This is a genomic window from Erythrobacter sp. 3-20A1M, from assembly GCF_018636735.1.
Taxonomy (GTDB): Bacteria; Pseudomonadota; Alphaproteobacteria; order Sphingomonadales; family Sphingomonadaceae; genus Alteriqipengyuania.
Map to the genome: position 1 here is coordinate 1,000,726 of NZ_CP045200.1, position 26,618 is coordinate 1,027,343.

Sequence of the window (26,618 nt, forward strand, 5' to 3'; positions counted from 1 at the left end):
TCCCTACGACGCCCGCCGGGCGGATGAAAGATTATGCGTGTGCGAACACTGCATTAGTTGAATAACACACTGCGCGATGCCATAAGATATCCCAGGACTGACAGGAAGAGCCATGGCCGACGACGTGACCGCGACGAAGACGAAAACCGATACCGGGCTGGAACTGACGCCCCCCGATCCCGTGCCCGAGGTCGCGCCGGAAAAGGCGGCCGGGTTGGTTCCGGTGGCCGAGGAAACGAAGAACAAGCTCGACAAGAAGGTCGACGACTTCATCTCCGCGCTGGTCAGCGAAGACGCGAACTCACCCGAATTCGGCCAGAAGGTCGATCAGCTGACCAATATGGGGCGCAAGGAAATCGCCGCCGCGGCGCAGCAATCGAACCGCTTCCTCGACCGCCCCATCCGCGCGATGGATAAGGACGAGGGCGTCGGAGCCAATCTCGCCGAACTGCGCCGCACGGTGGAGGAGCTCGATCCGGGCCGGCGGGGCAAGCTGACCGGTCCGCGCAAGATTCTGGGCATCATCCCCTTCGGCAACAAGCTGAACGACTATTTCCGCAGCTATCAGAGCGCGCAGACCCACATCCAGCAGATCCTCGACAAGCTGCATTCGGGACGCAAGGAATTGTGGGAAGACAACGCCGCGATCGATGTCGAACGGGCGAAGCTGTGGGAGGCGATGGGCAGCCTCGAACAGATGATCCACATCTCGAAAACGCTGGACACCCGGTTGGAGGAGAAGGCGAACGAGCTCGACGCGACCGACCCGGCGAAGGCCAAGGCGATCCGCGAAACCGCGCTGTTCTACGTCCGGCAGCGTACGCAGGACCTGCTGACCCAGATGGCGGTGTCGGTGCAGGGCTACCTCGCGCTCGACCTGGTCAAAAAGAACAATGTCGAGCTGGTGAAGGGCGTCGACCGTGCCAGCACCACCACCGTTTCCGCGCTGCGCACCGCCGTCACCGTCAGCGAGGCGATGACCAACCAGCGGTTGGTGCTGCAACAGATCACCGCGCTGAACGACACGACGGCGGGCATTATCGATTCGACCGGCACGATGTTGCGCGAGCAGACGGGCAAGATCCACGAGCAGGCGGCATCGAGTACGATCCCGCTGGAGACGCTGCAGCGCGCATTCCAGAACATCTACGACACGATGGACGAGGTCGACGCGTTCAAACTGCGCGCGCTCGACAGCATGAAACAGACGGTCAACGTCCTGTCCGACGAGGTCGAGAAGTCCAAAGGGTATATCGCGAGGTCCGAAGGGCAGGCGAAGTCGTCCAAACAAGTCACGGGCAGCCAGCCCGACCTGCTGGCGCTGGATAGCTGATGAGCGACCTCACCCGCCAGAGCGATCGATTGCTGCAGGACGCACGAGCCGTGCGCGACGACAATCGCACCGGCGGACGGCACCGGCGCCAGTCGATCGGGCGCGGCTCCGCCGAGCTGAAGCGCGAGCATCTGCTGAAGAAGGTCCGCAACATCGCGATCGCCGCCGCCGCGATCTTCGCCTTCTCGGTGGCGGCGGGCATCATCGTGGACGGGATCGGCTTCACCGGCGTCGTGATGGTGTTCTTTGCGCTGCTGGCGGCAGGGTTCATCTTCGGGCGCTATCCGCAGATGAAGGTGCCCCGGCGCGAGGACCTGACCCGCACCGAGGATGTCCGCCAGCTCGTCGGCAAGACCGAGCTGTGGCTGGAGGCGCAACGGCCCGCTCTGCCCGCTCCGGCGGTGAAGCTGGTCGACGACCTGGGTGTGCAGCTGGACGCGCTGGGCCTGCAGCTCGAACGCGTTCCGGCAGACCATCAGGCAGCGCGCGACATCCGCGAACTCGTGGGCGAGACGTTGCCCGAAATGGTCGACAGCTATCGCAACATCCCCGGCAATCTGCGCGCTGAGGAGCGCGCGGGATCGACGCCCGATCGGCAACTGATCGACGGGCTGGGCCGGATCAGCCGCGAGATCGATCAGGTAACCCGCCAGCTCGCCGACGGCGCGCTGGACGATCTGGCGGTGAAGACCCGCTATCTCGAATATCGCTACGGCGGCAGCGACCAGCCGCAAACGGAGGAAAATTGATGCGTGTTCCGATCGAGCACAAGCTCGGCAAGGACGAGGTCCGCCGCCGCCTGAAGAACAGCGATCGCGAAATCGCGGATCAGCTGCCCGGCGGCGTCGCCGAAGTCGAAACCGCCTGGCCGAGCGAGGACCGGATGAACCTCGCGGTGAAATCCATGGGCCAGGTGATCCACGGCTATGTGGAGATCGAGGACACTTGCCTGATCTTCAATCTCGATCTGCCGGCTGCCCTGTCGTTCCTGAAACCCATGATTTCTGCCGCGATCGAGAAAAAGGGCGCGAAGCTGCTAGCCCGCCCGACCTGACCGAAGACGCGATCCGACCGGGCGCGTCACCCGACTGGAACGGACGCGGCTTACACGCATTAGTGACAATTGGCCCGTAAGCGATTGCGGGCCGCTATTATGATGCCCGACACTCCCGCCCCCTCCTCCTCCCTTCGGACGCGCCTGCGCGACGCCACCGGTGACGCGCATCGGCAGCTCGACGATGCGATGGCGCAGCTGAAGCTGACGAACAGGCGCGATTATGCCCTGTTCCTGCGCATTCAGTACGCGGCGCGCATCGGTGTGGAAGCGTGGCTCACGCGCCATGCCCCGTCCGATCTCGTTCCCCCGCCGCAGTGCCCCGCCATCGCGACGGACCTCGCGGCGATGGGCGAACCGCTTCCGCTCGAGCAGCCCCGCTTCGATCAGCCCAAGGATTCGGACGCGCTGGGCGTCGCCTGGGTTCTCGCCGGTTCCTCGCTGGGCAACCGGGCCATGCTGGCCGATCTGAAGAAATCGGGCGCCGGGGATCTCCCCACGGCCTTTCTCGGCAATGCCGACATGGCGGCGTTCTGGCACGACTTCCGACCGCGGATCGACGATTACGCGGATACCGCCGATGGGGCGATACGATCGGCGCACCGGACCTTCGCACATTTTTCTGCCATCGCGGCTGCTTATCTGCCAAATGGCGCGCAATGAGTGAAACCGGCCTCTTGACCAATGTCGATCTGACAACCTGCGACCGCGAACCGATCCATCAGCTCGGTTATATCCAGCCGTTCGGGGCACTGGTTGCCGTGAATGGCGATGGAATGGTCTCGCGCCGGTCCGCGAATCTGCAGGAGTTCCTGGGCCTCGAAGTCCCCCTCGAAACCGGGTCCAAGCTGCGTGAGGTCTTTTCCCCGGAAGCGATCGAGATGATCCGCTCCGTGGTCGAGGATCTGCGCCACGAAGACGAGGTGGAGCGGCTGTTCGGGATCGACCTGCTGGGCGACGAGCGCCTGTTCGATTGCGCCATCCACCGATCGGGCCAGGACCTGGTCATAGAGATAGAGCGGCACGACGGGCTGCTCCACGCCGATAGCATAGCCTCCATTCGCCCGATGATGCGGCGGCTCAATACGATTACCGAAGTCGGGCCGATGTGCGAATACGCGGCGGAACAGCTGCACGCCCTGCTCGGATTCGACCGGGTCATGGTCTATCGCTTCCATCCGGATGGCAGCGGAGAGGTGATCGCGGAAGCGCGCGAGCGGGAGATCGACGGGTTCCTCGGCCTGCGCTACCCGCGGACGGACATCCCGGCGCAGGCACGCGAGCTCTATGTGCGCAACCGGTTCCGGATCATCGCGGATATCGCGGACAAGCCTGTTCCGATCGAGCCGGAGCTGTCCATCAACGGCAAGCCGCTGGACCTGAGCCTGTCCACGTTGCGCGCGGTTTCGCCGATCCATATCGAGTATCTCAAGAACATGGGCGTGCGCGCCTCCCTCTCGATCTCGATCATCGTGCGCGGCAAGCTGTGGGGGCTGTTCGCCTGCCACCACTATGCGCCCAAGAACCTGGTCTTCTCGCAGCGCACGACGGCGGAACTGTTCTCGCAGCTCTTCTCGCTGGTGCTCGACCGCGCGCTGAACCAGGAACGCAGCGATCGCCGCGATGTCGGCCGCAAGCTGCACGACCGGCTGATGACGCGCCTCGCCGGCGGCGCATCGCTGATCGACAATCTGTCGAACGTCGCGAATATCATCGGCGATGCCATTCCCCACGACGGCGCGAGCGTGTTCGTGGACGAGCGCTACGTTTCGCGCGGCAAGACCCCGACCGAGGGGGAGTTCCGCAAATTGCTGCCGGCGCTCAATTCCGGAGAAACCGGCGCGATCTTCGCGACCGATCAGATGGGCGACCGGATCGAGGCCGCCCGCGCTTTCGAGCAACGTGCCGTGGGTGCCCTGGTCATTCCGGTATCGCGCCGCCCGCGCGACTATTTCATCCTCTGGCGCGCACCCCTGGCACAGACGGTTAACTGGGCGGGCAATCCCGAAAAGCCGGTGGAACTGGGGCCCAACGGCGCGCGCCTGACGCCGCGCAAGAGCTTCGAGACGTGGCAGGAAACGGTTACCGGCAAGTCGGCTCCGTGGACGGAGGACGAATGCGAAGTTGCCGAAATGCTGCGCGTCACCCTTCTCGAGGTGATCCTGCGCCTGACCGACGAGGCAGTGCAGGAGCGCAAGCGGCACGCCGAGCAGCAGGAATTGCTGATCGCCGAGCTCAATCATCGGGTGCGCAATATCCTGAACCTGATCCGCGGGCTGGTGAACCAGACCCGGCACGAGGCGGGCGACGCGGCATCCTATGCGGAGATCATCGGCGGCCGGATCGGCGCGCTGGCGGCGGCGCACGACAACGTGACCAAGCAGAACTGGTCGCCCGCCTCGGTCAAGGCGCTGATCGAGAACGAGGCAGACGCCTATAGCGGCGGCAAGGCCGACCGGATCACCGTGGAGGGACGTGACTGCCTGGTATCGCCCGAAGCCTATACGGTTCTGGCGCTGGTGCTGCACGAAATGATGACCAATTCGGCCAAATACGGTTCGCTCAGCGACAGCACGGGCCGGTTGATGGTCGGGCTGGAGAGGGCGGAGAGCGGCGATCTGACGATCACCTGGCGGGAGCGGGGCGGACCGCCGGTGCAGGCGCCCAAGCGTCGCGGCTTCGGCAGCACCATCATCGAACGGTCGCTGCCATACGAGCTGGATGGCGAGGCGGAGGTGAATTTCGACCTGACCGGCCTGCGGGCCCGGTTTTTGATCCCGGCCCGCTATGTTTCCGGAAGTCAGGACATGCAAAGCGAAGACGCAATGGATGAAGTAAAAACCACCCGCGCCGAAGTGGACGCTTCGGTGAACGCAATCCCGACCCACGTCCTGTTGGTCGAGGACAACATGATCATCGCCCTCGATACGGAAGACATTCTGCGCGGCCTCGGCGTCAAGAAGGTGACCACCGCGTCCAGCGTCGCGCGGGCGATCAAGGCGTTGCAGGAAGACGCGCCGGATTTCGCCGTGCTCGATTACAATCTGGGCCAGGAATCGAGCGATCCGGTGGCGCAGGAGCTGAGCGAGCGGAACATCCCCTTCGCCCTCGCCACCGGCTATGGCGACATGAACGACAAGTTCGCCGATCTGGGGGCGATGGGTATCCTGCAGAAACCCTATGGCAAGGAAGAGGTCGCTTCGCTGTTCGCCAGCGACGCTCGCAGCGGGTAGGCCAGCATCCCCCGGGCGTCCGTCGTCGCGGCGGTGACCGGGTCACCCGCCGCGACCAGTGCGCATTCGCCGGCGCTCACCATGCTGGTACCCGCCCGATAGGAACCGTCGAGAGGCAGCAGCAGGGCACCCGGCCCGCCGCCGTCCTGCTCGGGATTCCACGCGTTCGCACCCGGAGACCCCTGGAAAAATTCGAGGCGGAAATGGGGGCCCGCGACCAGGCGCATCGCCTTTCCGTTCAATCGCTTCGCATACCGATCGGTATCGTAGGGGCCGGACCGGGCCACCCTGATGGCGTCGTCGAGCTGAAGCTCCCGAGGGCGCCCGTAATCGTAAAGGCGATAGGTGATGTCGCAATTCTGCTGGATTTCGGCCAGCGTAATGCCGCTGCCGATGGCATGGATGGTTCCGGCGGGCAGGTAGAAGAAATCCCCCGCGGCCACTTCGTGCCAGTGCAACAGCCCCTCGATCGATCCGTCCCGCGCGGCCTGCGCCAAGTCCTCCGGCGCGGTTTCGCGTTCGAGGCCGATCGCCAGCTTCGCGCCGGGCGCGGCATCGAGGATCAGCCAGCATTCCTCCTTCCCGCTTGCCCCTTCCGGGGCATTGTCGTCGGAGGGATGGACCTGCACCGAAAGATTTTCTCCCGTGAACAGGTATTTGACGAGCAGCTCGGGCAATTCCGGGGGCGGTTCGAACCAGATTTCTCCGATCGGCTCGTCCCGTTCGGCAGCGAAAGGCTCGGGCAGCGCGGTGCGCCCCCATATCTTCTCCACCTCGCGCGTTTCGAGCAGCCGCGTCATTTGCCGGCGGCCCCGGCCAGCTTGCCCACCGACTGCGAAGCGGAAGCCCGAGTAACCAAGACCTCGTCCCCGTCCACGACCACGATCACATCGTCCAGGCCGACGACGGAGACGCGCGGACCGTCGCTCTCGATCATCACGCCGGAGCAATCGATCCGCTGGTGCTTCGCCTGACAGGCGCCGCCATCGGCCACGCGCACGTCGCGCAGCGCCTGCCAGCTGCCGATATCGGACCAGCCCATCGCGACCGGCACCATCGCCACGCGATCGGCATTTTCCATGACGGCGTAATCGATCGATTCGCCCTCGATCGCGGTGAAGGCGGCGGCATCCGGGCGGAAGACGCCATCCGCTTCCCTCCCCCGATCGAAGGCCGCGCGCGCCTGGTCCGCCAACGCGGGACGATGGCGAGCGAGCTCGTCGAGATATGTTCCCGCGCGCAGGGCGAAGATGCCCCCGTTCCAGCTGTAGCCGCCGTCTTCGAGGAACTGCCGTGCGGTGGCCGCGTCGGGTTTCTCCACGAACCTCGCGATCGCCATAGCGCTGGGACCGAGCGGCTCGCCATGGCGCAGATAGCCGTAACCCGTTTCGGGGCGATCGGGGGTGATGCCGAAACTGACCAGCCAGCCGTCCGCCGCCAGCGCGGCAGCGGCGAAGGCGGCGCGCCGGAACGCATCCTCGTCCGCGATGTGATGGTCGCTGGGGCACACCAGCATGACCGCATCGGCCGGCAGGGAGAGAGCGGCCAGCGCGATGGCCGGGGCGGTGTTGCGCCCCGCCGGTTCGGCGATGATATGCACATCACCCGCCTGCTCGCGCACCAGCGGCACATGTGCGGTGCCCGCCACCACGATCGGCGCGGCGAACCCCTCGCCCGAGCAGCGCCCCAGCGCCTGCTGAAACAACGTCCGCTCGCCCGTCAGCGGCAGGAAGGGCTTGGGCCGGTCCGCGCGGCTGCGCGGCCACAGCCGGGTGCCGCCTCCGCCGCACAGGATCACGGGGTGAATTCTCGGCTGCTCTGTCACGACGTCCTCTTGCTCGCTCCTGCCCTAGCATGCCTTGGGGGCTGTGGCGCTAGTCGTAAAACGCCGCCGAAAAGCACCGCTTTAAGGCTTGGCGAAAAATGTCTGCCGCCAGCCATAGGGCGCGGCCACCGGATCGCCGTTCTGGTCGCGCGCGGGTTTGAAACGGAAGCGACTGACGGCCAGTTCGCAGGTGATCCGGTCCGCTGCCGGATCGTTGCTGGGATTGACCACGCGGCAGTCGGAGGCGCGCCCGTCCACGCCCACGGTCATCACGATGGTGACCGACTGGCCGAAGCGGGACTCCCGCCCGCCCTCCGGCGCGGGGTAGTCGCGCGCGGAACGGATATCGCCTGCAATCTTCACCGGTTTCGTCGCTACCATCCCGCCGCGCCCGTCCCCGCCGCGGCCCGAGCCGAGGCCGTCGCCACTGCCCGCCGCGCCGGTGCCGCTGCCGCTTTCGGCCGCGCCCGCGCTGTCCTGCGTCCCCGTCGAGCTGACGCGGGGCTGGGGCGGGTCTTCCTTCAGGCGAATCTTCGGCGAAGGCGCGGTGCGGGGCTGCGGCACCGCGTCGCGCCCCGGATCGCCCTGTGCGCCCTCGTCCGGCTCGGGCTCCGGCGATGGCGGGGTCTCGCTGGGCGTGGGCGTCGGTGTGGGCGCGGTTACGGTCACACTGAAGGAGGAGAGCACGCTGTTTTCGACATTGGCCGCCACATCCGGCGCGAGCGCCTTCATCAGCCCGTAGAACGCGGCGACATGGAGCAGCGCGATCACGATCAGGATCGGCACGCTCGGGCGCTTGCGCTTGCTGGCAAAGCCGCTGTCGGAGGCCATGGGCCGCGCCTCTCGCTATCCGCTCAGGATTTGCCGCGCACGATCGCGTCGACCGCCCCGCGGGTGACCGAGTGGTAACTGCCGCGGGTCTTCGCATAGATGCGTTTCGCGATCGGCTGGCCCCAATCGCCCTCGCCCATCAGCGTTGCGAACAGCGGGCGCACGAACTTCGCCCGGCCCACCGTGGAAAGGAACCTCTCCGCCTGCGGCACCGCGGGCTGGTAACGATTGGCCAGCGCCAGCTCCAGCCACAGGAACAGGATCTCGTTGTTGCCGGATTTCGACAGGCCCAGCGCGCTGTCCAGCCGGGCGAGCTGCTCCGCGCTGCGCTGCTTGGGAATGTTGTCGAGGAACCGCATTCGCTCGGCACTGGTCCACGCGCCATAGCCGGCGGGCAGGGTTCCGCCATCGGCATAGGCCCGCACCGCCGCATCGACTTCCGCGAAAGCGGCCGGGTCGGGCCGCGCGACGTTGCTCGGCAGGCCGGGTTCGAAAATCCACTCGTGCAGCTTCAGCCGCTGCGCCTCTTCCGGCGAGCGGACGAGGTTCGCCATCATGTCGTCGTAGAACATCTGGCTGGTCGCGGGCTGGAAGGCGTGGTTGTCGAACCACTGGCGCAGCCAGGCATCAAACCGCTCGCGCCCGACGATGCTTTCCACCGTGCGCAGGAAATAATGCCCCTTGTCGTAGGTGATGGCGCTGCCCAGCTCGTCCGCGCCCGGCTCGTGGTGCAGCGCGGTGCCCGGCGCATCCATGCCCACTTCGGCCAGCGTGTCCTCGATCCCCGCGAAGGCGAGCGCGGCCTCCTGCTCGGCACGCTTCTTGCCGTACACCGCCTCCACGATGCGGTTCTCGAAATAGGAGGTGACGCCTTCGTTCAGCCAGCTGTCTTCCCAGACGGCATTGGTGACGAGATTGCCCGACCAGCTATGCGCCAGCTCGTGCGCGACGAGGCCGTTGTTCGACCGGTCCCCGGCGATGAAGGTGGGTGTGAGGAAGGTCATCACCGGGTTTTCCATCCCGCCATAGGGGAAGGAGGGCGGCAGCACGATCATGTCGTAGCGGCCCCAGCGATAGGGGCCGTAGAGCTTCTCCGCCGCCTCCACCAATTGTTCGGTATCACCCACTTCCTGCGCCGCAGCGGGCAGTACCGAAGGTTCAGCCCATACGCCGGTGCGCGGGCCGGTCGCCGCGAAATCGATGTCGCCCGCCGCCAGCGAGATAAGGTAGGGCGGCACCGGCTTGTCCATCACGAAGCGGAAAGCACGGCGGCCGTTGCCGACGTCCTCCGGCTCGCCCTGCCGCACCCCGCTCATCACCACGTCCAGCGGATTGGGCGCGGTGATGCGCGCTTCCCAGGTCTGGCGGATGCCGGGGCTGTCCTGCGTCGGGATCCAGCTGCGGTTGAGGATCGCCTGCCCCTGGCTGAACAGGAAGGGATATTCGCCGCCCGCGGTCTGCTCCGGGGCCAGCCATTGCAGCGCCTCCGCCTCGGCAGGCGCGGTGTAGGCGATGCGGATCTTCCTCGCGTCGCCGAAGACGATCGCCAGCGGCGCGCCCTTGTCGCCCTGCGGATCGCCCACGGTGTAGGACAACGGCTGCCCGGCCTCGTCGGTGATCGAAGCGATCTTCAGACCGCGATCGTCGAGGATGATCGTGTCGACGCCCGGCGCCGCCTTCACGTCCAGCGTCGCGGTGCCTCCGACGCGCTTGTCCGCAAAATCGAGATCGAGGTCGAGCGCGACATGCGTCACGCGCGCCTTTTGCGGCTGCGCATAGGTGGAGCTGTCGACAGCGTCGGCACTAGTGAGGATCGGCGAGATCATTCCATTTGCCGAAGTCGCGCCCCGCATGCCCGGTTCCCCGGATTGCATGGTGGAACAGGCGGTCGTCGCCATCAGGATGGAAAGGGGGATGGCGATACGGCGCATGGGCGAAACTCCGGATTGTCGAAAACGATTTGATTTCAGGCTATACCATCGCTGCCTGCCGCAGCCATGAATGCCGCGTCAAGCGTGGCTCTCTCTCCGCCGCACCGCGCGCGAGGCGACGGCGAGCCCGAAAGACGCCGCCAGGCACCATGCCGCCATCCAGATCATCTGGTGCGGCAGCGGGACGCCCCAATCGATCAGCAGCCCGGTCAGCCCCGGCCCGATCGCGGTCGACACCACCATCGCGGCCACCGTGATCGCACGAATGCCGCCCAGATTGGCAAGGCCATAGACCTCCGGCCACAGCGCGCCGATCAGCGTCTGGGTGAAACCGTTGCTGATGCCGAGCAGGAACATGAACAGGTAAATGCCCCAGACCGGCTCCACCAGCCCGACCGCCAGCGAGGCGGCGGCCAGCGGCAGGAGATAGAGCGGCAGCAGGCGCAGCGCACCGAACCGGTCGATCAGGAAACCGCAGACGAGCGCGAACAGCACCGTGGTGATCGACGCGATCGGGAAGGCGAGCGCAAAGGCGAGCGGATCGTATCCGCGCAGCTCGATGAGATAGCCGAGGTGGAAATAGACGATGGTTCCGATGAAGGGCGGCGCGAGCGTGCCCGCCAGCAGCAGATAGAGCACCGGATCGCGGATCACCTCCGCCCGGGTCCAGTCGCGGGCCAGCCCCTGCTTCCCCTGGTCGGCCTCCGCCCCGCTCGCCACGCGTTCGCGCCGCATCAGCAGCGTGATGGCCGGCCAGCCGAGGACCACGATCGCCCCCGCCGCCGCGATCCATGCGGTCCGCCAGGTGCCCATACCCGACACGGCGACGAACAGCACGGGCATGAAGGCCATCCCGGCCTGCAACCCCATCGCCGCCAGCGCCATGGCCCGTCCGCGATTGGCGACGAACCAGCGGCCGAGCTCGGTAAAGGCGATCTCCGTCATCATGCCCTGCCCGAACAGCCGCAGCAGATAGATCGCCAGCACCAGCACCGCGACATGCGGCGCCGTGACCAGCACCAGGCAGGCAATCGCGAGCAGCGGCAGGCAGAAACGCGCGACCTTCCACCCCGGCATGAGGTCGAGCAGCCGCCCCATCCACGGCAGGCTCGCCGCGCTCAGCAGCGTCGCCACCATGTAGAGGCCGCCGAACTCGCCCGGCGTCAGCGAGAACTCGCGCTGGATGTCCGCCCCCGACAGCCCGATGAAGAAGGTCTGGCCGAAGCTGGAAAACAGCGTCAGCAGCATGCCCGCGCTCAGCCAGCGGGCATTGTCGGCGAGAAACCGTCCATTGGCGCGCAGCGCGCCGGTCAGCTCCACACCGCTTCCGGCGGCAGGCTCATCAGGATGGCGTCGATATTGCCGCCGGTCTTCAGGCCGAACAGCGTGCCGCGATCGTAGACCAGGTTGAATTCGGCGTAGCGCCCGCGCCATTCCAGCTGGGTGCGCTTGTCGTCGTCCGTCCACGTCTGGTCCATCCGGCGGCGGACAAGTTTGGGAAACACTTCCAGGAAAGCGCGGCCCACGTCCTGCGTCAGCGCAAAATTGCGTTCCCACGCCGCTTCGTCCGCGCATTCGAGGTGGTCGTAGAAGATGCCGCCGACCCCGCGATGGACGCCGCGGTGCGGAATGAAGAAATACTCGTCCGCCCATTTGGAGAAGCGGTCGTAATAGGTCGGATTGTGCTTCGAACAGGCGGCGCGGAAGGCGGCGTGGAACTCCGCTGTATCCTCTTCGTAGGGAAGCGGCGGATTGAGGTCCGCCCCGCCGCCGAACCACGCCTTGCCCGTAGTCAGGAACCGGGTGTTCATGTGCACCGCGGGAACATGCGGATTGGCCATGTGCGCGACGAGGCTGATGCCGGTGGCGGTGAAGGAGGGATCGTCGGGATCGACGCCGTTCATGGTCTTCGCGAATTCCGGCGCGAAAGTGCCGTGCACGGTGGAAACGTTGACGCCGACCTTCTCGAACACCTTGCCCTTCATCACGCCGCGCGTGCCGCCGCCGGGGTCCTCGTTCCCCTCCTCCTCGCGCTGCCAGGGGGTGTATTCGAAGGCTGCGTCCGATCCCGCCTCCCGCTCGATCGCCTCGAACTGCGCGCAGATATCGTCGCGCAAGGCTTCGAACCAGTCGCGCGCGCGCTGTGTGTACGGGCTCCAGTCGGTCATGCTCTCGCTCATGGCCGGGGGCTTGCCACCGGATTCCGATTGCGGCAAGTGGGCGGCATGGTTCCCCTTTCGTTCGCAGGTGAGGAAATGGCGCTGACGCGCGCCGGTGCGCTGTTCTGGCCGCGCATGGGCACGCTGTTCGTGGCCGACCTGCACCTCGAGAAGGCGAGCTTTTTCGCCCGCACCGGGCAGTTCCTGCCGCCCTACGACAGCCGCGAGACATTGAGCCGCGTGGCGGAGCAGATCGAGGCGACCGGCGCGGGGCGGGTCATCACGCTGGGCGACAACTTCCACGATCCCGACGGCGCCACGCGGCTGGAGGAGGGGGCATGCGCCATGCTGGAAGAGCTGACCGCGCGGGTCGAATGGATCTGGATCACCGGCAACCACGATGTCGGCAAGGACGGCTTCGTGGCGGAGGCACGCTGCGGCGGCGCGCTGGCGGCGGAAATGGAGCTGGGCGGCGTGGCCTTGCGGCACGAGGCGCATGCCGGCGCGGTGGGGCCGGAGCTGTCGGGGCATTTCCATCCCAAGCTGCAGATGCGCATCCACGGGCGGCGGATCAATCGGCCCTGCGCGGTGATCGGGCGCGGGGCGGACGGGGCCGACCGCATGGTCCTGCCCGCCTTCGGCACCTTCACCGGCGGCATGTCGGCCGCCGATCCGGCGGTGCTGCGCGCCCTGCGTCCGGCCCACCGGATCGAGGCGGTGGTGCCCGCGCGCGACCGCGCCGTGACCATCCCCTTGTGGCAGGCGGGGGACAGTCGCGCGGCGTAATCGCAGCTATTCGCGGGAACCCCTTTGCGATTCGGCGTTGGACACCTTAAATAGAAAGCTGTTCAATTCGCCATTTCAGGAGAGTGCCCCATAGCCCGTCCACCCCGTCGTTCCCTGCAGCCGCCGGTCAAGAGCGGCCCTCGCTACGACAATTTCATCCAGTCGCCCAAGGTCCGCGTCATCGATGACGAGGGCGAGAACCTCGGCGTCATGTACACCCGCGAAGCGATCGAGCAGGCCCAGGAGAAGGGCCTGAACCTGGTCGAGGTGTCCCCCAATGCGGACCCGCCGGTGTGCAAGTTCCTCGATGTCGGCAAGCACCGCTACGAAGCGCAGAAGAAGGCCAATCTGGCGCGCAAGACGCAGAAGACCCAGGACATCAAAGAGGTCAAGATGCGGCCCAACATCGACACGCACGATTACGACGTGAAGATGCGCAACGTGGTCAAGTTCATCGAGAACGGCGACAAGGTGAAGTGCACGCTGCGCTTCCGCGGGCGCGAGATGGCGCACCAGGAACTGGGCATCAATCTGCTCAACCGCGTGCGCGACGATACGGAGGAGATCGCCAAGGTCGAATCCTTCCCCCGCCTCGAAGGGCGCCAGATGCTGATGGTGCTGGCCCCGAAATAAGGCGCGGCGCGCCGCATGTTCCAGACATATGGATGCATGGCCGGGGAACCCTGACGGGGTTCCCCGCTTTGCATTCGCATGCGCTTCAACCTCCCCGTGCGAGCCGCGATCGGCTCCCTCGCCATCGGTCTCGCCCTGTCCGCCTGCGAGCCGGCCCCGCCCGCCGAGAACCCCGAGCCATCGAGCGAAGCGACCGCAACCGGCGCGGTCGCCGAGGACCAGGTTTCGCCGTCCTCGGCCCTCCCCACGCCGACACCAACCGATTCGGCCCCCGCGACACCTGCAAATACCCCACCTGCGCCCATGCCGACCGCGACCACCGCGAATGGAGATCCGGCGGTGGACGATCCGCACCAGCTGATGCCCGCGCCGCTGACCACAGATGCGCAGAAGGGCGAGAAAGGCGCGCGCAACGTGCTGCTCGGCTTCCTCCGCGCGATCGAGATGAAGGATTTCCGCGTCGCCTACGCCCTCACCGAACCGGGCTATCGCCAACAGCATAGCGAGGCCGATTTCCGCGCGCTGTTCGACGGGATGGGCAGGATTTCGGTCGAGGCTCCCACGGGCCGGATGGAGGGGGCGGCGGGCTCTTCCTATTACAGCGTCCCGGCAACAGTGAGCGGTAGCACCGGCCGCAAGATCAACGGCACCATCGCCCTGCGGCGCGTCAACGACGTGCCGGGCGCCACCCCCTATCAACTCAACTGGCATGTCGCGCAGGTCGATCTGAAGCCCGTCGGATGAGCGGCGCGAAGTCCGGGGAAGGCGGCGAAGGCGAATCCAACACCGTCATCCTGCGCGCCTTCATCGCCAATCTGGGCATCGCGGTGGCCAAGTTCACCGCCGCGATCATCACCGGGTCCGCAGCCATGATGACCGAGGGCATCCACTCCACGGTCGATACGCTGAACCAGGTCTTCATGTGGGTGGGGGAGAAGCGGGCGAAGAAACCGCCCGACGAACTGCACCCGATGGGCTACGCACGGGAGCTGTATTTCTGGGCCTTCGTCGTGGCGGTCTGATCTTCGCGCTCGGCGCGGGCGTATCGGCCTATGAAGGCATTCATACGCTGATCAACCCGCATCCGACCGAGTCGCCGCTGATCGCCTTCGCCGTGCTGGGTATCGCCTTTCTCCTCGAAGGGTGGTCGTGGCTGACCGCGTGGAAGGCGTTCAACAAGCATCGCGGCGACCTGTCGGTCCTCGAGGGCATCCGGCAGACGAAGGACACCACTTCGCTGGTCGTGCTGCTCGAAGACTCCGCCGCCGTCACCGGCGTGGTGCTGGCTGCGGCAGGCATCGGACTGGAGCTGCTGACCGACAATCCGGTGTGGGACGGGGTCGCATCGCTTGGCATTGCGGGCCTGCTCGCCACGGTCGCCGTGGTGCTGCTGCGCGAAGCGAAGGACCTGCTGATCGGGGAAAGCGCGGACCCGAAGCTGGCCCGCGCGATCCGCCGGGAGGTGGAGGCGGAAACGGGGGTGATCGCGGTTTCCGATGTCTTCACCGTCCATCTCGGCCCAGAACAGGTGTTCTGCGTGGTGACGGTCGATTTCGACGATGCGATGCCGACCGGAGAGCTTGAAAAGCTGGTCGGGCGAATCGAGAAGAAGATGATCGAGCGCAACGATTTCATCACCCGCGCCTATGTGCACCCGCTGGACGAGGGCGACACGCTGCATCAGCCCCAGCCACAGCAGCAGCCGGCGTGATCGGACGGCTGGCCACGGTTGCGTCCGGTCGCGGCAGCGCATAATTGCACATGTAACCAGATTGTGCCCGGTGGAGAGGCGTTCCTGCGGAGGTTAGGAACGGGCGGCCCCGGAACGCATCGCCCGGCTCCTGCCTTCCTAGGAGCAGACACGCAAAGGAAGGTTTAGACCCATGACCGACGCCGTCGACTCCATCGACCAGCCCACCCCCCGCCGCAAGCCGAAGCCCGAGATCGAGAAGCTGGCCGGACGCCAGCTGAAGCCGAGCACCCTGATGATGGGCCACGGCTACGACCCGTCCCTTTCGGAAGGGTCGCTGAAGGCGCCGATCTTCCTCACCAGCACATTCGCCTTCGAAAGCGCGGCGGCGGGCAAGCGGCATTTCGAAGGCATCACCGGCATTCGCGAGGGCGGGGCCGAGGGCCTGGTCTATTCGCGCTTCAACGGGCCGAACCAGGAAATCCTGGAAGATCGCCTGGCGATCTGGGACGGGGCCGAGGACGCGCTGTGCTTTTCCAGCGGGATGACCGCGATCTGCGTGCTGATGATGGCCTATTGCGGGCAGAACGACGTGATCGTCCATTCCGGCCCGCTCTACGCCGCCAGCGAAGGCTTCGTCGCGAAGGTGCTGTCGAAGTTCGGCGTCACCTACGTCCCCTTCCCCGCCGGGGCCAGCCGCGAGGAACTGGACGAGGTGCTGGCGAAGGCGAAGGGCATGGCGAGCGATCAGGGCGGCAAGGTCGCGATGATCTACCTCGAAAGCCCGGGCAACCCGACCAACGCACTGGTCGATATCGAGGCGGTCAAGGCGGCGCGCGACGAGGCATTGGACTGGTCCTGCCCCATCGCCATCGACAACACCTTCCTCGGCCCATTGTGGCAGCGACCGCTGGATCATGGCGCCGATATCGTGGCCTATTCGCTGACCAAATATGTCGGCGGGCACTCCGATCTGGTCGCGGGCAGCATTGCGGGCGACAAGAAGTGGATGGACCCGGTCCGGTCCCTGCGCAACACGATGGGCGGCATCGCCGATCCCAACACCGCTTGGATGCTGCTGCGCAGCCTGGAGACGGTCGAGCTGCGCATGAGCCGTGCGGGCGAGAACGCGGCCAAGGTTTGCGCCTTCCTGAAAGACCACCCCAAGGTCGACGGGCTGGGCTATCTCGGCCATCTGACCGACGAGCGGCAGAAGGACATCTACGACCGTCATTGCCTGGGCGCCGGCTCCACCTTCTCGCTGTTCCTGAAGGGCGGGGAGGAGGAATGCTTCCGCTTCCTCGACGCGCTGACCGTCGCCAAGCTGGCGGTGAGCCTGGGCGGCACCGAGACGCTCGCCAGCCACCCCGCCAGCATGACGCACCTGTCGGTCGCCCACGGGCGGCGGCAGGAGCTCGGCATAACCGACAGCCTGGTGCGCATAAGCATCGGGATCGAGGATGCGGACGACCTGATCGCCGACTTCGAACAGGCGCTCGACAAGGTCTGAACGACAGCGCCGGAAATCGGGCCGCGCCGCTGGCGCAGCGCCCGGTTTCCGAGCGCTCGCCATTCGCCGATTGCAGGCGGGATGGAACACCGAACCCCCGCCTTTGGAAAACTTCGCGCTCCGCGAAACGCATTTGCGAACAGTGGCTTGGTGGCGAAATCCGGCTTCGCCGGGTCAACTTTGGCCAAAGCGGACCGCAACTCGCTCCGGCAGTGAATCGTGGCGGCTGTCGCAGGCTCCGGCACCGATCGGGCATCCGCCCGTCATAGGATCACACACGGCGGTAGGAAAACGGGCGCGCTCAGTCCCGCCGGTGGCGTGACAGCAGCTCCCACAGCGCCTCGTTGTCGGGCACCCAGCTGTGCCCCTTCCCCACCACCACGCGGCCGATCACCTCGGCATCGTCGCGGCAGTCACCGTAGCGCTCCTCGTAGACGTCGGACGAAACCCAGCGCGTCGTCGGCGCGGCCTTGCATTCGTTCAGCTGCGCCCAGCGCTGCTCTGCCGCATGCATGGAATATTGCCAGTATCCGCCACCGCCGCCCGCGATCGGATTGGTCCGGTCCTCGGCCCCGGCGAAAGCGACGACCGCGATCGGCGTATCGGGCCGGCAGGTCGCGGGATCGGGGCGCGTGGGATCCTCCGCCAGCGGGTTGCCGGCGCGCAGTCCGACCACCGGCGCGATCGCGGCGAAGCGATCGGAAGCGACGCAGCCCAGCCACGACGTCATCCGTCCGCCCCCCGACAGCCCGGTGACATAGACCCGCGCGGGGTCGACGCAGCCATCCGCCACCAGCTGGTCGACCAGCGTCGTCAGATATGCGACATCGTCCCGGTCGCCCTCACCCGGAATGGTCCCTTCGACGGTGGGCACGCCCGGAATGTTCCACACGAAGCCTTTTCCGGCGGGGATACCGGCATCGGGGTAGGCGAGCAGGAAACCATGGCGATCAGCGGTCTCGGCCAGGCCCGAATCGCGCAACATCTGCGCGCCGGTCGCCGTACTGCCATGCAGCAGGATGACGAGCGGCGCGGGTTTCGCTTCGTCGAGTCCGGCAGGAACGTGCACGCCTGCCGCCTTCATCCCCTCGCCCGGTGCCACCATGCGTTCGCCGCCGGGAACCAGCGGGCAGGTCGCTGCGGCGGCCGGGCTTGCGAGCGCCGCCAGCAGGGCTAGCGCGGCGAGCGCGATCGTCTTGAGGGATACGGGAATGGCGTTCGCGCTCAGGTTCGTCATGCCCCCATCGTTACGAGACGGGGCAGCGATCCGCTACCCCTTCCACTCCCGGCGCTCTTCCGCCTGTTTCAGCACTTCGTAGGCGACCTGATAGGCCTGGAATTGCTGCGCCGCCTCGGCATCGCCGGGCTTCACATCGGGGTGGACGGTCTTCGCCTTTTCCCGCCACGCCTTTTTGACGGTGGCGAAGTCTGCGTCCGCTTCCAGCCCCAGCAGGTCGAGCGCGCGCATCTCGTCGGCGCTGCGCGACCCGTCGCCGCTGCCGCTCCAGCCGTAATGCTGCGCCTCGGCATAGCCGGCGCTGGCAGCCTGCTCCGACTTCGTCCGGGCGGCCTTCTCCGCCTTGTCGAGCCCTTCGAAATAGTCCCACTTCGAATTGTATTCGGCGGCATGCTTCTGGCAGAAATACCATCGTTCCGGGCTGTTGGGAGATTTGGGCGCGGGACAGTCGCCCGGCTCGTCGCAGCCATGGCGGTCGCAGATGCGGACATTCGCCGCCTCGCGCGCGGAGCCATAGCCGCGCCAGCGGGGGAAGCCCCAATCGTTGGATCGGCGCGGTTTAGCCATGGGAAGCGGATCGGGTGGAAAGCGGTAGCATCGTCTTCGATTCTAGGGATCGGCCCGCCACATGCAAGGCGCGGTGCGGGTGGAAAGGCGGTTTCGCGAGAGGTCGCCGGAACGCGCAACGCCTCGTTCATTCTCGCCGGCTAATGCGGCCCATCACCCCCCAATCCGAGATTTCGATGAGCAAGCAACTCACCTTTGCCGCCCTTGCCTGCACGCTGGTGCTGGCACTGTTCGCCATTGCCACCGGCCTTGGGGCACCGGGTGACGCCAGCGACACGTTCGCGGTGGGCGCGGCGCTACGCTGAAGGAAACGGCGCGCGACTTCCCGCTGGAAGCCGCGCGCCGCCTCGATCTACGACCTAGTTGACCACCACCGTCACCGCGCGGCGGTTCTTGGCCCACGCATCGGGGCTGGAGCCGAGCGCGACCGGGCGTTCCTCGCCATAGCTGACGGTGCCGATGCGATTGGCCGAGACGCCCAGGCTGACGAGATAGTTCTTCGCCGCATTGGCGCGCCGTTCGCCCAGCGCGATATTGTAATCGCGCGTGCCGCGTTCGTCCGCGTGTCCTTCGATCGTGACCGTCAGGTTAGGATAGGCGGCGAGGTACTGCGCCTGCGTCTGCAGCGCGGCGGCGTCGGCGCTGTCGATCGTATAGTTGTCGGTATCGAAATAGATCACGTTCTGGCCGCGCACGGCGTTCACGAAGTGATCCTGCGTGCCCACGGCGGGGCCGGTCGGCTGCGTGTTCTGCGCGGGCGGCGGGGTGGACACCGCGCCACCGGCGGGCGGCAGCGTCTCGGGAGCCTTGGATTTGCACCCGGCGAGCGAAGCGGCGCCGATCAGCAGCGCGGCGGTAGCGATACGAACGTTCATCGGCATTTCCTCATATTCCCTTGTTGAACGAATGGTGCGACCCACTCGAAAGTCCTGTCATCAACCGGCCTAGGGCAGGATCGGTCCCCAGGCGGGGTCCGACGCGTCGACCGGGGTCGGCAGCTCGCGCAGGTTCTCGCCCGTCAGATCGACCTGATAGATCGCGGTATGGCCGGTGTTCCTCTCGGTCCGGAAGAACTGGATGATACGGCCGTTGGGTGCCCAGGTCGGTGCCTCGTCCTGCCAGCCATTGGTCAGCTTGCGCAGGTTCTTGCCGTTGGGGCTCATCACCGCGATGTTGAAGTCGCCGGGGATGTAGGTGAAAGCGATCTGGTCGCCGCGCGGGCTCCATTCCGGCGTCGCCGCGCGTCCGCCGAAGAAGGTGATGCGGCGCTGGTTCGATCCGTCGGCGTTCATCAGATAGACCTGCTGCTCGCCCGAACGGTCGCTTTCGAACACGATCCGGCTGCCGTCGGGCGAATAGGACCCGCCGACGTCGATCCCCGGCGCATCGGTCAGCCGCTCGCTCTGCCCGCCATTGCGCGAGACGCGGTAGATGTCGGTATTGCCATTGACCGCCATCGAATACAGCACCCACTTGCCGTCCGGGCTCCACCGCGGGGCGAAGGTCGGGTTCTTGCTCTGCGTCACCAGATGCTGCTGCCCGGTGCCGATATCGTAGATGTAGATGCGCGGCTGCCCGTCGACATAGCTGAGGTACAGCAGCTCGCGGTAATCGGGCGAATAGCGCGGGGTCAGCGCGGTGGCGCGCCCGGTGGTGATGAAGCGGTGGTTCGCCCCGTCGCTGTCCATGATCGCGAGCCGCTTGGTCCGGTTATCCTTCGGCCCGGTTTCCGCGATATAGGCGATCCGGCTGTCGAAGAACGGGCTTTCCCCGGTCAGGCGCGAATAGACGAGGTCGGCGCATTTATGCGCCGCGCGGCGCCAGTCGGCAGGCGCGACGACCCACCCCGACCGCGCGAGCTCGTCCTTCAGCGCCATGTCGTAGAGATAGCAGCCGACGATCAGCCGCCCGTCGGCGCGCGGGCGGACATAGCCCTGCACCAGCATCTCCGCCCCGCGATTGCTCCACGTCGCCCACACCGGATCGGTGATCTGCGGATAGGTCGGGCGCGGCAGCGCGTCGGGGCCGCTCGGCTTGAACAGCCCGTTGTTCTTGAGGTCGGCGGTGATAACGCGCGCCAGCTCCACGCCGAGCGCGGCGGTGCCGCTGGCATTGGCGGGCGTCGCGACGTCGCGCTGCGCCGCGAAGGCGGGGATGGCGATGCCGAGATCGTCGAGATTGCCTTCGAAGCTGACCGAGCCGGTGAGGCCGCCTTCCTCCGGCGGCCCGCCCTCGTCGGTCGTTTCAACCGGCGCGGTGGTCGGGGGCGGCGAGCCCAGATCCTGCGCCGCGAGCGGAGCGGCGAACAGCGCCAGGAGGGGGAGGATCAAGAGTTTCATTGCGAGAGTTTCCAGTCGAAGCTGAAGGCGGAAACGTATTTCCAGCCATTGTAGTATTCGTCGGGCAAATTGAACGGCGCGGCAAGCTCGACCGCGCGAATGGCGTTTTCGGCATGGCGCGCGGCCTGGGCCTTGTTCGCGTCGGTAATGCCGCTCTGGCGCACGAGCCGCGGCTTGCCCGCCAGCGAGCCGTCCGGGTTCATGCGCCAGCTGATGACGGAGACGAGCTTTTCCCGATCGGCCCCGTCGACGGGTCGCCAGTGCGGCTTCAGCTGCCGCGCGATCGCCTGCGCCAGCGAGGCCTGCGCGCTCGCGCCGATCTGCGACGCGGGGACGCGCGTATCCTGCGAGGTGCGGCTTTCACCGGCACCGTCGAGAAAATCCTTGCCGATGCGGCTCGCGCCGCCGGTCTTCTTCGTGGTGGTCGCGGTCTTGGGTGCGGGCTTGCTCGCCTGCCGGGTCTCGGTGCGTTTCGTCGGCGTGCTGGTGCGTTTGGGCTGCGGCTTGCTGGTCGGCTGCGAGCGCGGCTTGGGCTGGGGTTTCGGCTGGGGCTGCGGTTGCGGCTGGGCGCTCGGCTGCGGCAGCGGCTCGGGCAGCGGGGCCTCGAGCGCGGGCGGCGGCGGCAGGTCGGACAGGACCGGGGCCTCCGCCGTGCGGCTTTCGGGCACCGGCTGCGGCGCGGCGGAGGTCAGGCCGACATCGCTGGCGAGATTGACCGTCACCCGCTGCGGCTGCTCGATCGGCTGGCGCTCGTCGTCCTGCAACAGCAGCACGGCGACCAGCGCCAGATGCAGGGCCAGGGCGATGCCGAGGCCGACCTTCTCGTCGCGGCGAAGAGCGGTTGCTGCCATCCCTGCGGGCCTATGGCTGGCGGTCTGAACCGTCGGTGACCAGCGAGATGGAGGTGAAACCGGCGCGGCTCAGTTCCCCCATCACGCCCATCACCCGGCCATAATCGAGCCCGCGATCGGCGCGCAGCACCACTTCGGGCGGCTTGCCGTCCGGCCCGGGCGCGATTGCCGCCAGCGCGTCGCCAATGCCGCCCGACACCGGCGTATCGTCGATATAGACCGACCCATCGGACCGCATCGAAATGGTGACCTGCTGGCTTTCCTGCGGCAGGGCATTGGCGCGGCTTTCGGGCAGGTCGACCGGAACGCCCGCGGTCAGCAGCGGGGCGGTGACCATGAAGATGATCAGCAGCACCAGCATCACGTCGACCAGCGGGGTGACGTTGATCTCCGCCACCGGCGCGCGGCGCGTACCCCGCCCCCGGCGACCGCGGCCGCGTGCCGCACCCCGCAGGCCCATCGCCATGTCAGCCGTGCTCCATGTCGCGGCCGAGTTCCGCGGCGAAGCGATCGGCGAAGCGCGTCAGCCGCGCCTCGAACAGGTTCACCCGGTGGCTGAACCGGTTGTAGGCGATGACGGCGGGGATCGCCGCGAAGAGGCCGATCGCGGTGGCGAACAGCGCCTCCGAAATGCCCGGCGCGACCACCGCGAGCGAGGAGCTTTCCTGGCTGCCGATCTGGAAGAAGCTGTTCATGATGCCCCATACGGTGCCGAACAGGCCGACGAAGGGCGCGACCGAGCCTAGCGTGGCGAGGAAGTTGAGGCGGCTGGCCATCGTATCGGCCTCTTCCGCCACCTGCCCGTCCATCGCGGTGACGACCCGCGCATGGGTCGCCTCGTTGTCCCTGACCCCCGCCTTGCGCGAGCGGCGCCATTCGCCCAGCGCGGCGCGCACCACGCGACCGGCAGGCGAATCGGCGGCGGCGCTGGTCTTCAGCGTGCTTTCGTAATCGTCGGCCTTCCAGAACTCGCTCTCGAACTGCTGCGCCCGGCGATTGGCGGCGGCGGTGCGCATGGAGAAGCTGACGATGATCATCCAGCTCCACACGGAGGCGGCGAGCAGGCCCAGCATCACCGCCTGCACGACGATGTCGGCATCAAGGAACAGCTTGATCGGATCGAGCCGGGTCGGGGCCTCGGCAATGGCGGCGGTCATCAGGAACATCTAGCTATCGTCCTCGCTCAGAACGGATTGAAAGGCGGCGACCCATTCGGGCGGTTGGCGGCACGGGCGACCGTCGGGGGCGACGAAGCCGACCCGGAAATTCGCCTCGCACAAGGTTTCATCGCCGCGCAGGGCGCGCTGCGCCATGCGCACGCTGGCGGCGCGGATCTGCGTGCAGCGCGTCTCGATCACGACGTCGTCGTCCAGCTTCGCCGGACGCAGGTAACGCATCGACAGGTCGGCCACCGCATAGGCACCCCCGCCCGCCTCGATCGCGGCGCGCTGGTCGATCCCCAGCATGCGCAGCACGTCCGACCGCGCGCGCTCGAACCAGCGCAGGTAATTGGCGTGGTAGGTGATGCCCGACAGGTCCGTATCCTCGTAATAGACCCTGACCGCGTACAGATGCCGCGGCCCGTCGAACACACCGCCAGGGGGATGCGGTTGAATGCTCATGCGGCGCGGGCTTTAGCGAACAGGCGACTCTCCCGGCAAGGCAAATGGGCATGGGGAGATAGCCCCGCGATGAACGGGGCCGCCGCTACGATGGATCGTTCATGCGCTCAGGCTATCATCCGCCCCAGCCGCTGCCCGCCGAAGATATGGACGTGCAGATGCGGCACCTCCTGCCCGCCATTCTCGCCGACATTGGCGAGCAGGCGGTAACCGGGTTCGACCAGCCCCTTCTCCCGCGCCACGATCCCGACCGCGCGCACCAGCCCGGCGATCTCCGCATTGGAGGCGTTGGCGGAAAAATCGTCCCAGCTGACATAGGCCCCCTTGGGCAGCACCAGCGTGTGCACCTCCGCCTGCGGATTGATATCCTCGAAAGCGAAGGCCCATTCGTCCTCGTACACCTTGGTGCACGGGATCTCGCCGCGCAGGATTTTCGCGAAGATGTTGTTCGGGTCGTAGGGGGCTTTCGGGTCGATCGGCATCAGGTCCTCCGGTTGGCCTTTTCTTCCAGGCCCGAGACGCCCTCGCGCCGGTCGAGTTCCGCCAGCACCTCGGCCAGCGGGATGTCCCGCGCGCCCAGCAGCACCAGCAGATGGAACAGCGTGTCGGCCGCTTCACCGACCAGTTCCTCGCGGCTGCCCGCCAGTGCGGCGGTGATCGTCTCGACCGCCTCCTCGCCCAGCTTGCGCGCCATCACCGGCAGGCCGCGCGCGTTGAGCTGCGCGACATAGCTGGAGTCCGGATCGGCCGAGCGGCGCGCGGCGATCGTCTCTTCGAGGCGTAAAAGGGTGTCCATCGCCGCCAGCCTTGGGGCGGGCAAAGGCGCGCCGTCAAGCGCGATCAGTCCCGCAGCGGGACCGTCAGTCGGAGCGGGCGGGCAACCCGGCGGCGCGCAGGGCGGCATGCGCCTCGGCGATGGAATGCTGCCCGAAATGGAAGATGCTGGCGGCGAGCACCGCGCTGGCATGGCCGCGCTTCACCCCCTCGACCAGATGATCGAGCGTGCCGACACCGCCGCTGGCGACGACCGGCACCGGCACCGCGTCAGCGATGGCGCGGGTGAGGTCGAGGTCGTAGCCCGCCCTCGTCCCGTCGCCGTCCATCGAGGTGACGAGCAGCTCGCCCGCGCCCAGCTGCGCCAGCCGCTCTGCATGGGCCACCGCGTCGATGCCCGTGGCGCGGCGCCCGCCATGGGTGAACACTTCCCAACCGCGCATGTCGCCCGACACCGCCGCGCGTGCATCGACGCTGGCGACGATGCACTGGCTGCCGAAGCGGTCGGCGATTTCCGCCACCAGTTCGGGCCGGTCGACCGCGGCGGAGTTGACCGCGACCTTGTCTGCGCCTGCCAACAGCAGCGCGCGCGCATCCTCCACGCTGCGCACCCCGCCCCCGACGGTGACCGGCATGAAGCAGACCTCGGCGGTGCGGCGCACGATATCGAGCAGCGTGCCGCGCCCCTCGTGGCTGGCCGAGATGTCGAGGAAGCACAGCTCGTCCGCGCCCGCCTCGTCATAGGCTTTCGCCTGTTCGACCGGGTCGCCGGCGTCCTTCAGGTCGACGAAATTGACGCCCTTCACCACGCGCCCGTCGGCGACGTCGAGGCAGGGAATGACGCGGATGCGGACGGTCATCGGTTCGCCATCGCGATCGCCGCCGCCAGGTCCAGCCGCCCTTCGTACAGCGCGCGGCCGGTGATCACGCCCTCGATCCCTTCGCTGGCATGCAGCGAGAGGACGTGGATATCGTCGAGCCCGCGCACGCCGCCGCTGGCGATCACCGGGATGTCGACGGCGCGCGCCAGCTCCAGCGTCGCGTCGATATTGCAGCCCTTCAGCAGCCCGTCGCGCCCGATGTCGGTGAACAGCAGTGCAGCGACGCCCGCATCCTCGAACCGGCGGGCCATGTCGGCGACGGGCACGTCGGACACGCTGGCCCAGCCCTCGGTCGCGACCATGCCGTCCTTCGCATCGACCGCGACGACGATGCCGTTGTCCCACTCGGCGGCCATGTCCTTCACGAATTGCGGGTCCTTGAGCGCGGCGGAGCCGATCACCACCCGCGCCACGCCCAGGTCGAACCAACCGCGCACCGCCGCCGCATCGCGGATGCCGCCGCCCAGCTGGACGTAGCCGGGGAAGCGCTCGACGATGGATTCCACCGCCGCGCGGTTGCGGCTCTCCCCCGCGAAGGCCCCATCGAGATCGACCACGTGCAGGTGCTGCGCCCCCGCATCGGCGAACAGCATCGCCTGCGCCGCTGGATCGTCGCCGTAAACGGTGGCGCGGTCCATGTCGCCTTCGGCCAGGCGCACCACTTCGCCGCCCTTCAGGTCGATTGCTGGGAAGACGATCATGGGTTCCACTCCAAAAAGCGCTCCAGCAGCGCCAGCCCGTATTTCTGGCTCTTTTCCGGGTGGAACTGCACCCCCAAGATGTTCTCGCGCGCAACCGCGGCGACCACGCCGCCGCCATGGTCGGTCATCGCCGCGATGTCGCGCCCGTGGCCCACGTGGAAGGCGTAGGAGTGAAGGAAATAGGCCTCCCCCGGCACGATCAGCTGTGCCGCGCCCGCGTGGGGCATGGGCTCGACATCGTTCCAGCCCATATGCGGCACCTTCACCGTCGGATCGGGCGCTTCGAGCCGCTTCACCGTGCCCGCGATCCAGTTCAGCCCCGGCGTCTCGCCATGTTCCAGCCCGCGCGTCGCGAGCAGCTGCATGCCGACGCAGATGCCGAGGAACGGCACCCCGTCGCTCCGCACCCGCCGGTCGAGCGCCTCGACCATGCCCGCCACCGCGCGCAGGCCGTCCGCGCACGCAGCGAACGATCCGACGCCCGGCAGCACGACGCGATCCGCCTTCGCGACCACCTCCGGATCGTCGGTCACGCGAATGTCCGCGCCCACCGTGCGCAGCGCGTTCTCGACCGAGTGCAGGTTTCCGGCGCCGTAGTCTATGAGTGCGGTATGCCCGCTCACCTGCCGGGTCCCCGGTCGCGCAGCGACCGCAAGGGCGA

Annotated in this window: 31 protein-coding genes; 12 read left to right on the plus strand and 19 right to left on the minus strand. The window is 67.1% G+C overall.

The window, feature by feature from the left end; translation table 11 throughout:
• Positions 1-112: 112 nt before the first annotated feature.
• From F7D01_RS04910 to F7D01_RS04930, 5 genes are all read left to right on the plus strand, one after another.
• Positions 113-1,333, plus strand: a complete 1,221-nt coding sequence (locus F7D01_RS04910) for a toxic anion resistance protein (protein ID WP_215229103.1) — start codon at positions 113-115, stop codon at positions 1,331-1,333.
• Positions 1,333-2,082, plus strand: a complete 750-nt coding sequence (locus F7D01_RS04915; RefSeq protein ID WP_215229104.1) for a hypothetical protein — start codon at positions 1,333-1,335, stop codon at positions 2,080-2,082. The genes F7D01_RS04910 and F7D01_RS04915 overlap by 1 nt, the downstream gene beginning before the upstream one ends.
• Complete coding sequence (locus F7D01_RS04920) at positions 2,082-2,387, plus strand: polyhydroxyalkanoic acid system family protein (RefSeq protein ID WP_215229105.1); 306 nt, start codon at positions 2,082-2,084, stop codon at positions 2,385-2,387. Before F7D01_RS04915 ends, F7D01_RS04920 begins: the two co-directional genes overlap by 1 nt.
• A 99-nt stretch (positions 2,388-2,486) precedes the next feature.
• Entirely contained in the window at positions 2,487-3,050 is a 564-nt protein-coding gene (locus F7D01_RS04925; RefSeq protein WP_215229106.1) for a biliverdin-producing heme oxygenase, read from the plus strand.
• Positions 3,047-5,620, plus strand: coding sequence for an HWE histidine kinase domain-containing protein (locus F7D01_RS04930; protein ID WP_215229107.1), 2,574 nt, complete (start codon positions 3,047-3,049; stop codon positions 5,618-5,620). The genes F7D01_RS04925 and F7D01_RS04930 overlap by 4 nt, the downstream gene beginning before the upstream one ends.
• Here F7D01_RS04930 and F7D01_RS04935 read toward each other — a convergent pair.
• The 6 genes from F7D01_RS04935 to hemF form a co-directional block, all read right to left on the minus strand.
• A complete protein-coding gene (locus F7D01_RS04935) occupies positions 5,566-6,420 on the minus strand; it encodes a class I mannose-6-phosphate isomerase (RefSeq protein ID WP_215229108.1) in 855 nt (284 codons plus the stop codon). The two genes, F7D01_RS04930 and F7D01_RS04935, sit on opposite strands and share 55 nt — an antisense overlap.
• On the minus strand, positions 6,417-7,445 hold the full coding sequence (locus F7D01_RS04940) for a mannose-1-phosphate guanylyltransferase (RefSeq protein ID WP_215229109.1): 1,029 nt from the start codon (positions 7,443-7,445) through the stop codon (positions 6,417-6,419). The genes F7D01_RS04935 and F7D01_RS04940 overlap by 4 nt, the downstream gene beginning before the upstream one ends.
• Positions 7,446-7,526: 81 nt before the next feature.
• The gene (locus F7D01_RS04945) at positions 7,527-8,276 is read right to left on the minus strand and encodes an energy transducer TonB (protein WP_215229110.1); all 750 of its coding nucleotides are present in this window, start codon (positions 8,274-8,276) and stop codon (positions 7,527-7,529) included.
• Positions 8,277-8,299: 23 nt separating this feature from the next.
• Complete coding sequence (locus tag F7D01_RS04950) at positions 8,300-10,207, minus strand: M1 family metallopeptidase (RefSeq protein ID WP_215229111.1); 1,908 nt, start codon at positions 10,205-10,207, stop codon at positions 8,300-8,302.
• A gap of 78 nt (positions 10,208-10,285) precedes the next feature.
• On the minus strand, positions 10,286-11,527 hold the full coding sequence (locus F7D01_RS04955; protein WP_215229112.1) for an MFS transporter: 1,242 nt from the start codon (positions 11,525-11,527) through the stop codon (positions 10,286-10,288).
• On the minus strand, positions 11,518-12,375 hold the full coding sequence (hemF, locus tag F7D01_RS04960; RefSeq protein ID WP_215229671.1) for an oxygen-dependent coproporphyrinogen oxidase: 858 nt from the start codon (positions 12,373-12,375) through the stop codon (positions 11,518-11,520). The genes F7D01_RS04955 and hemF overlap by 10 nt, the downstream gene beginning before the upstream one ends.
• A gap of 57 nt (positions 12,376-12,432) precedes the next feature.
• Here hemF and pdeM point away from each other — a divergent pair, with 57 nt between their 5' ends.
• From pdeM to F7D01_RS04990, 6 genes are all read left to right on the plus strand, one after another.
• On the plus strand, positions 12,433-13,152 hold the full coding sequence (pdeM, locus tag F7D01_RS04965; protein WP_215229113.1) for a ligase-associated DNA damage response endonuclease PdeM: 720 nt from the start codon (positions 12,433-12,435) through the stop codon (positions 13,150-13,152).
• A gap of 114 nt (positions 13,153-13,266) precedes the next feature.
• Positions 13,267-13,785, plus strand: coding sequence for a translation initiation factor IF-3 (infC, locus tag F7D01_RS04970; RefSeq protein WP_215229672.1), 519 nt, complete (start codon positions 13,267-13,269; stop codon positions 13,783-13,785).
• A 78-nt stretch (positions 13,786-13,863) separates the two neighbouring features.
• On the plus strand, positions 13,864-14,529 hold the full coding sequence (locus tag F7D01_RS04975) for a hypothetical protein (RefSeq protein ID WP_215229114.1): 666 nt from the start codon (positions 13,864-13,866) through the stop codon (positions 14,527-14,529).
• Positions 14,526-14,807 (plus strand): cation diffusion facilitator family transporter, encoded by a 282-nt coding sequence (locus tag F7D01_RS15480; protein ID WP_215229115.1) that lies wholly within the window; start codon positions 14,526-14,528, stop codon positions 14,805-14,807. The genes F7D01_RS04975 and F7D01_RS15480 overlap by 4 nt, the downstream gene beginning before the upstream one ends.
• Positions 14,708-15,496 carry a cation diffusion facilitator family transporter gene (locus tag F7D01_RS04985; RefSeq protein WP_215229116.1) on the plus strand — a complete coding sequence of 263 codons (789 nt, stop codon included), beginning with the start codon at positions 14,708-14,710 and terminating at the stop codon, positions 15,494-15,496. Before F7D01_RS15480 ends, F7D01_RS04985 begins: the two co-directional genes overlap by 100 nt.
• A 172-nt stretch (positions 15,497-15,668) precedes the next feature.
• Complete coding sequence (locus F7D01_RS04990; RefSeq protein WP_215229117.1) at positions 15,669-16,985, plus strand: cystathionine gamma-synthase family protein; 1,317 nt, start codon at positions 15,669-15,671, stop codon at positions 16,983-16,985.
• A gap of 301 nt (positions 16,986-17,286) precedes the next feature.
• On the opposite strand, the gene F7D01_RS04995 is transcribed toward F7D01_RS04990, so the two are convergent.
• Both F7D01_RS04995 and F7D01_RS05000 read right to left on the minus strand, forming a co-directional pair.
• Positions 17,287-18,222 carry a PHB depolymerase family esterase gene (locus F7D01_RS04995; RefSeq protein WP_215229118.1) on the minus strand — a complete coding sequence of 312 codons (936 nt, stop codon included), beginning with the start codon at positions 18,220-18,222 and terminating at the stop codon, positions 17,287-17,289.
• Positions 18,223-18,255: 33 nt separating this feature from the next.
• Complete coding sequence (locus F7D01_RS05000) at positions 18,256-18,789, minus strand: J domain-containing protein (protein WP_215229119.1); 534 nt, start codon at positions 18,787-18,789, stop codon at positions 18,256-18,258.
• A gap of 176 nt (positions 18,790-18,965) precedes the next feature.
• On the opposite strand from F7D01_RS05000, the gene F7D01_RS15365 reads away from it, so the two are divergent.
• On the plus strand, positions 18,966-19,094 hold the full coding sequence (locus tag F7D01_RS15365; RefSeq protein ID WP_256443720.1) for a hypothetical protein: 129 nt from the start codon (positions 18,966-18,968) through the stop codon (positions 19,092-19,094).
• Positions 19,095-19,148: 54 nt separating this feature from the next.
• Here F7D01_RS15365 and pal read toward each other — a convergent pair whose 3' ends face one another.
• The 11 genes from pal to hisH form a co-directional block, all read right to left on the minus strand.
• Positions 19,149-19,664 (minus strand): peptidoglycan-associated lipoprotein Pal, encoded by a 516-nt coding sequence (gene pal, locus F7D01_RS05005; protein ID WP_215229120.1) that lies wholly within the window; start codon positions 19,662-19,664, stop codon positions 19,149-19,151.
• Between the two features lie 69 nt (positions 19,665-19,733).
• A complete protein-coding gene (gene tolB / locus F7D01_RS05010) occupies positions 19,734-21,167 on the minus strand; it encodes a Tol-Pal system beta propeller repeat protein TolB (RefSeq protein ID WP_371819710.1) in 1,434 nt (477 codons plus the stop codon).
• Positions 21,125-21,979 (minus strand): TonB C-terminal domain-containing protein, encoded by an 855-nt coding sequence (locus F7D01_RS05015; RefSeq protein WP_215229121.1) that lies wholly within the window; start codon positions 21,977-21,979, stop codon positions 21,125-21,127. Before F7D01_RS05015 ends, tolB begins: the two co-directional genes overlap by 43 nt.
• A 10-nt stretch (positions 21,980-21,989) precedes the next feature.
• Positions 21,990-22,445, minus strand: a complete 456-nt coding sequence (locus tag F7D01_RS05020) for an ExbD/TolR family protein (protein ID WP_215229122.1) — start codon at positions 22,443-22,445, stop codon at positions 21,990-21,992.
• A 1-nt stretch (position 22,446) separates the two neighbouring features.
• Positions 22,447-23,145, minus strand: coding sequence for a protein TolQ (gene tolQ, locus F7D01_RS05025; RefSeq protein ID WP_215229123.1), 699 nt, complete (start codon positions 23,143-23,145; stop codon positions 22,447-22,449).
• Positions 23,146-23,601, minus strand: a complete 456-nt coding sequence (locus tag F7D01_RS05030) for a YbgC/FadM family acyl-CoA thioesterase (protein ID WP_215229124.1) — start codon at positions 23,599-23,601, stop codon at positions 23,146-23,148.
• 107 nt (positions 23,602-23,708) lie between these two features.
• Positions 23,709-24,083: a histidine triad nucleotide-binding protein gene (locus F7D01_RS05035; RefSeq protein WP_215229125.1), complete on the minus strand. Its 375-nt coding sequence runs from the start codon at positions 24,081-24,083 to the stop codon at positions 23,709-23,711.
• Positions 24,083-24,397, minus strand: coding sequence for a phosphoribosyl-ATP diphosphatase (locus tag F7D01_RS05040; RefSeq protein WP_215229126.1), 315 nt, complete (start codon positions 24,395-24,397; stop codon positions 24,083-24,085). Before F7D01_RS05040 ends, F7D01_RS05035 begins: the two co-directional genes overlap by 1 nt.
• A gap of 64 nt (positions 24,398-24,461) precedes the next feature.
• Positions 24,462-25,235: an imidazole glycerol phosphate synthase subunit HisF gene (gene hisF / locus F7D01_RS05045; protein ID WP_215229127.1), complete on the minus strand. Its 774-nt coding sequence runs from the start codon at positions 25,233-25,235 to the stop codon at positions 24,462-24,464.
• Positions 25,232-25,957: a 1-(5-phosphoribosyl)-5-[(5-phosphoribosylamino)methylideneamino]imidazole-4-carboxamide isomerase gene (gene hisA, locus F7D01_RS05050; RefSeq protein ID WP_215229128.1), complete on the minus strand. Its 726-nt coding sequence runs from the start codon at positions 25,955-25,957 to the stop codon at positions 25,232-25,234. Before hisA ends, hisF begins: the two co-directional genes overlap by 4 nt.
• Positions 25,954-26,580: an imidazole glycerol phosphate synthase subunit HisH gene (gene hisH, locus F7D01_RS05055; protein WP_215229129.1), complete on the minus strand. Its 627-nt coding sequence runs from the start codon at positions 26,578-26,580 to the stop codon at positions 25,954-25,956. The genes hisA and hisH overlap by 4 nt, the downstream gene beginning before the upstream one ends.
• Positions 26,581-26,618 lie beyond the last annotated feature (38 nt).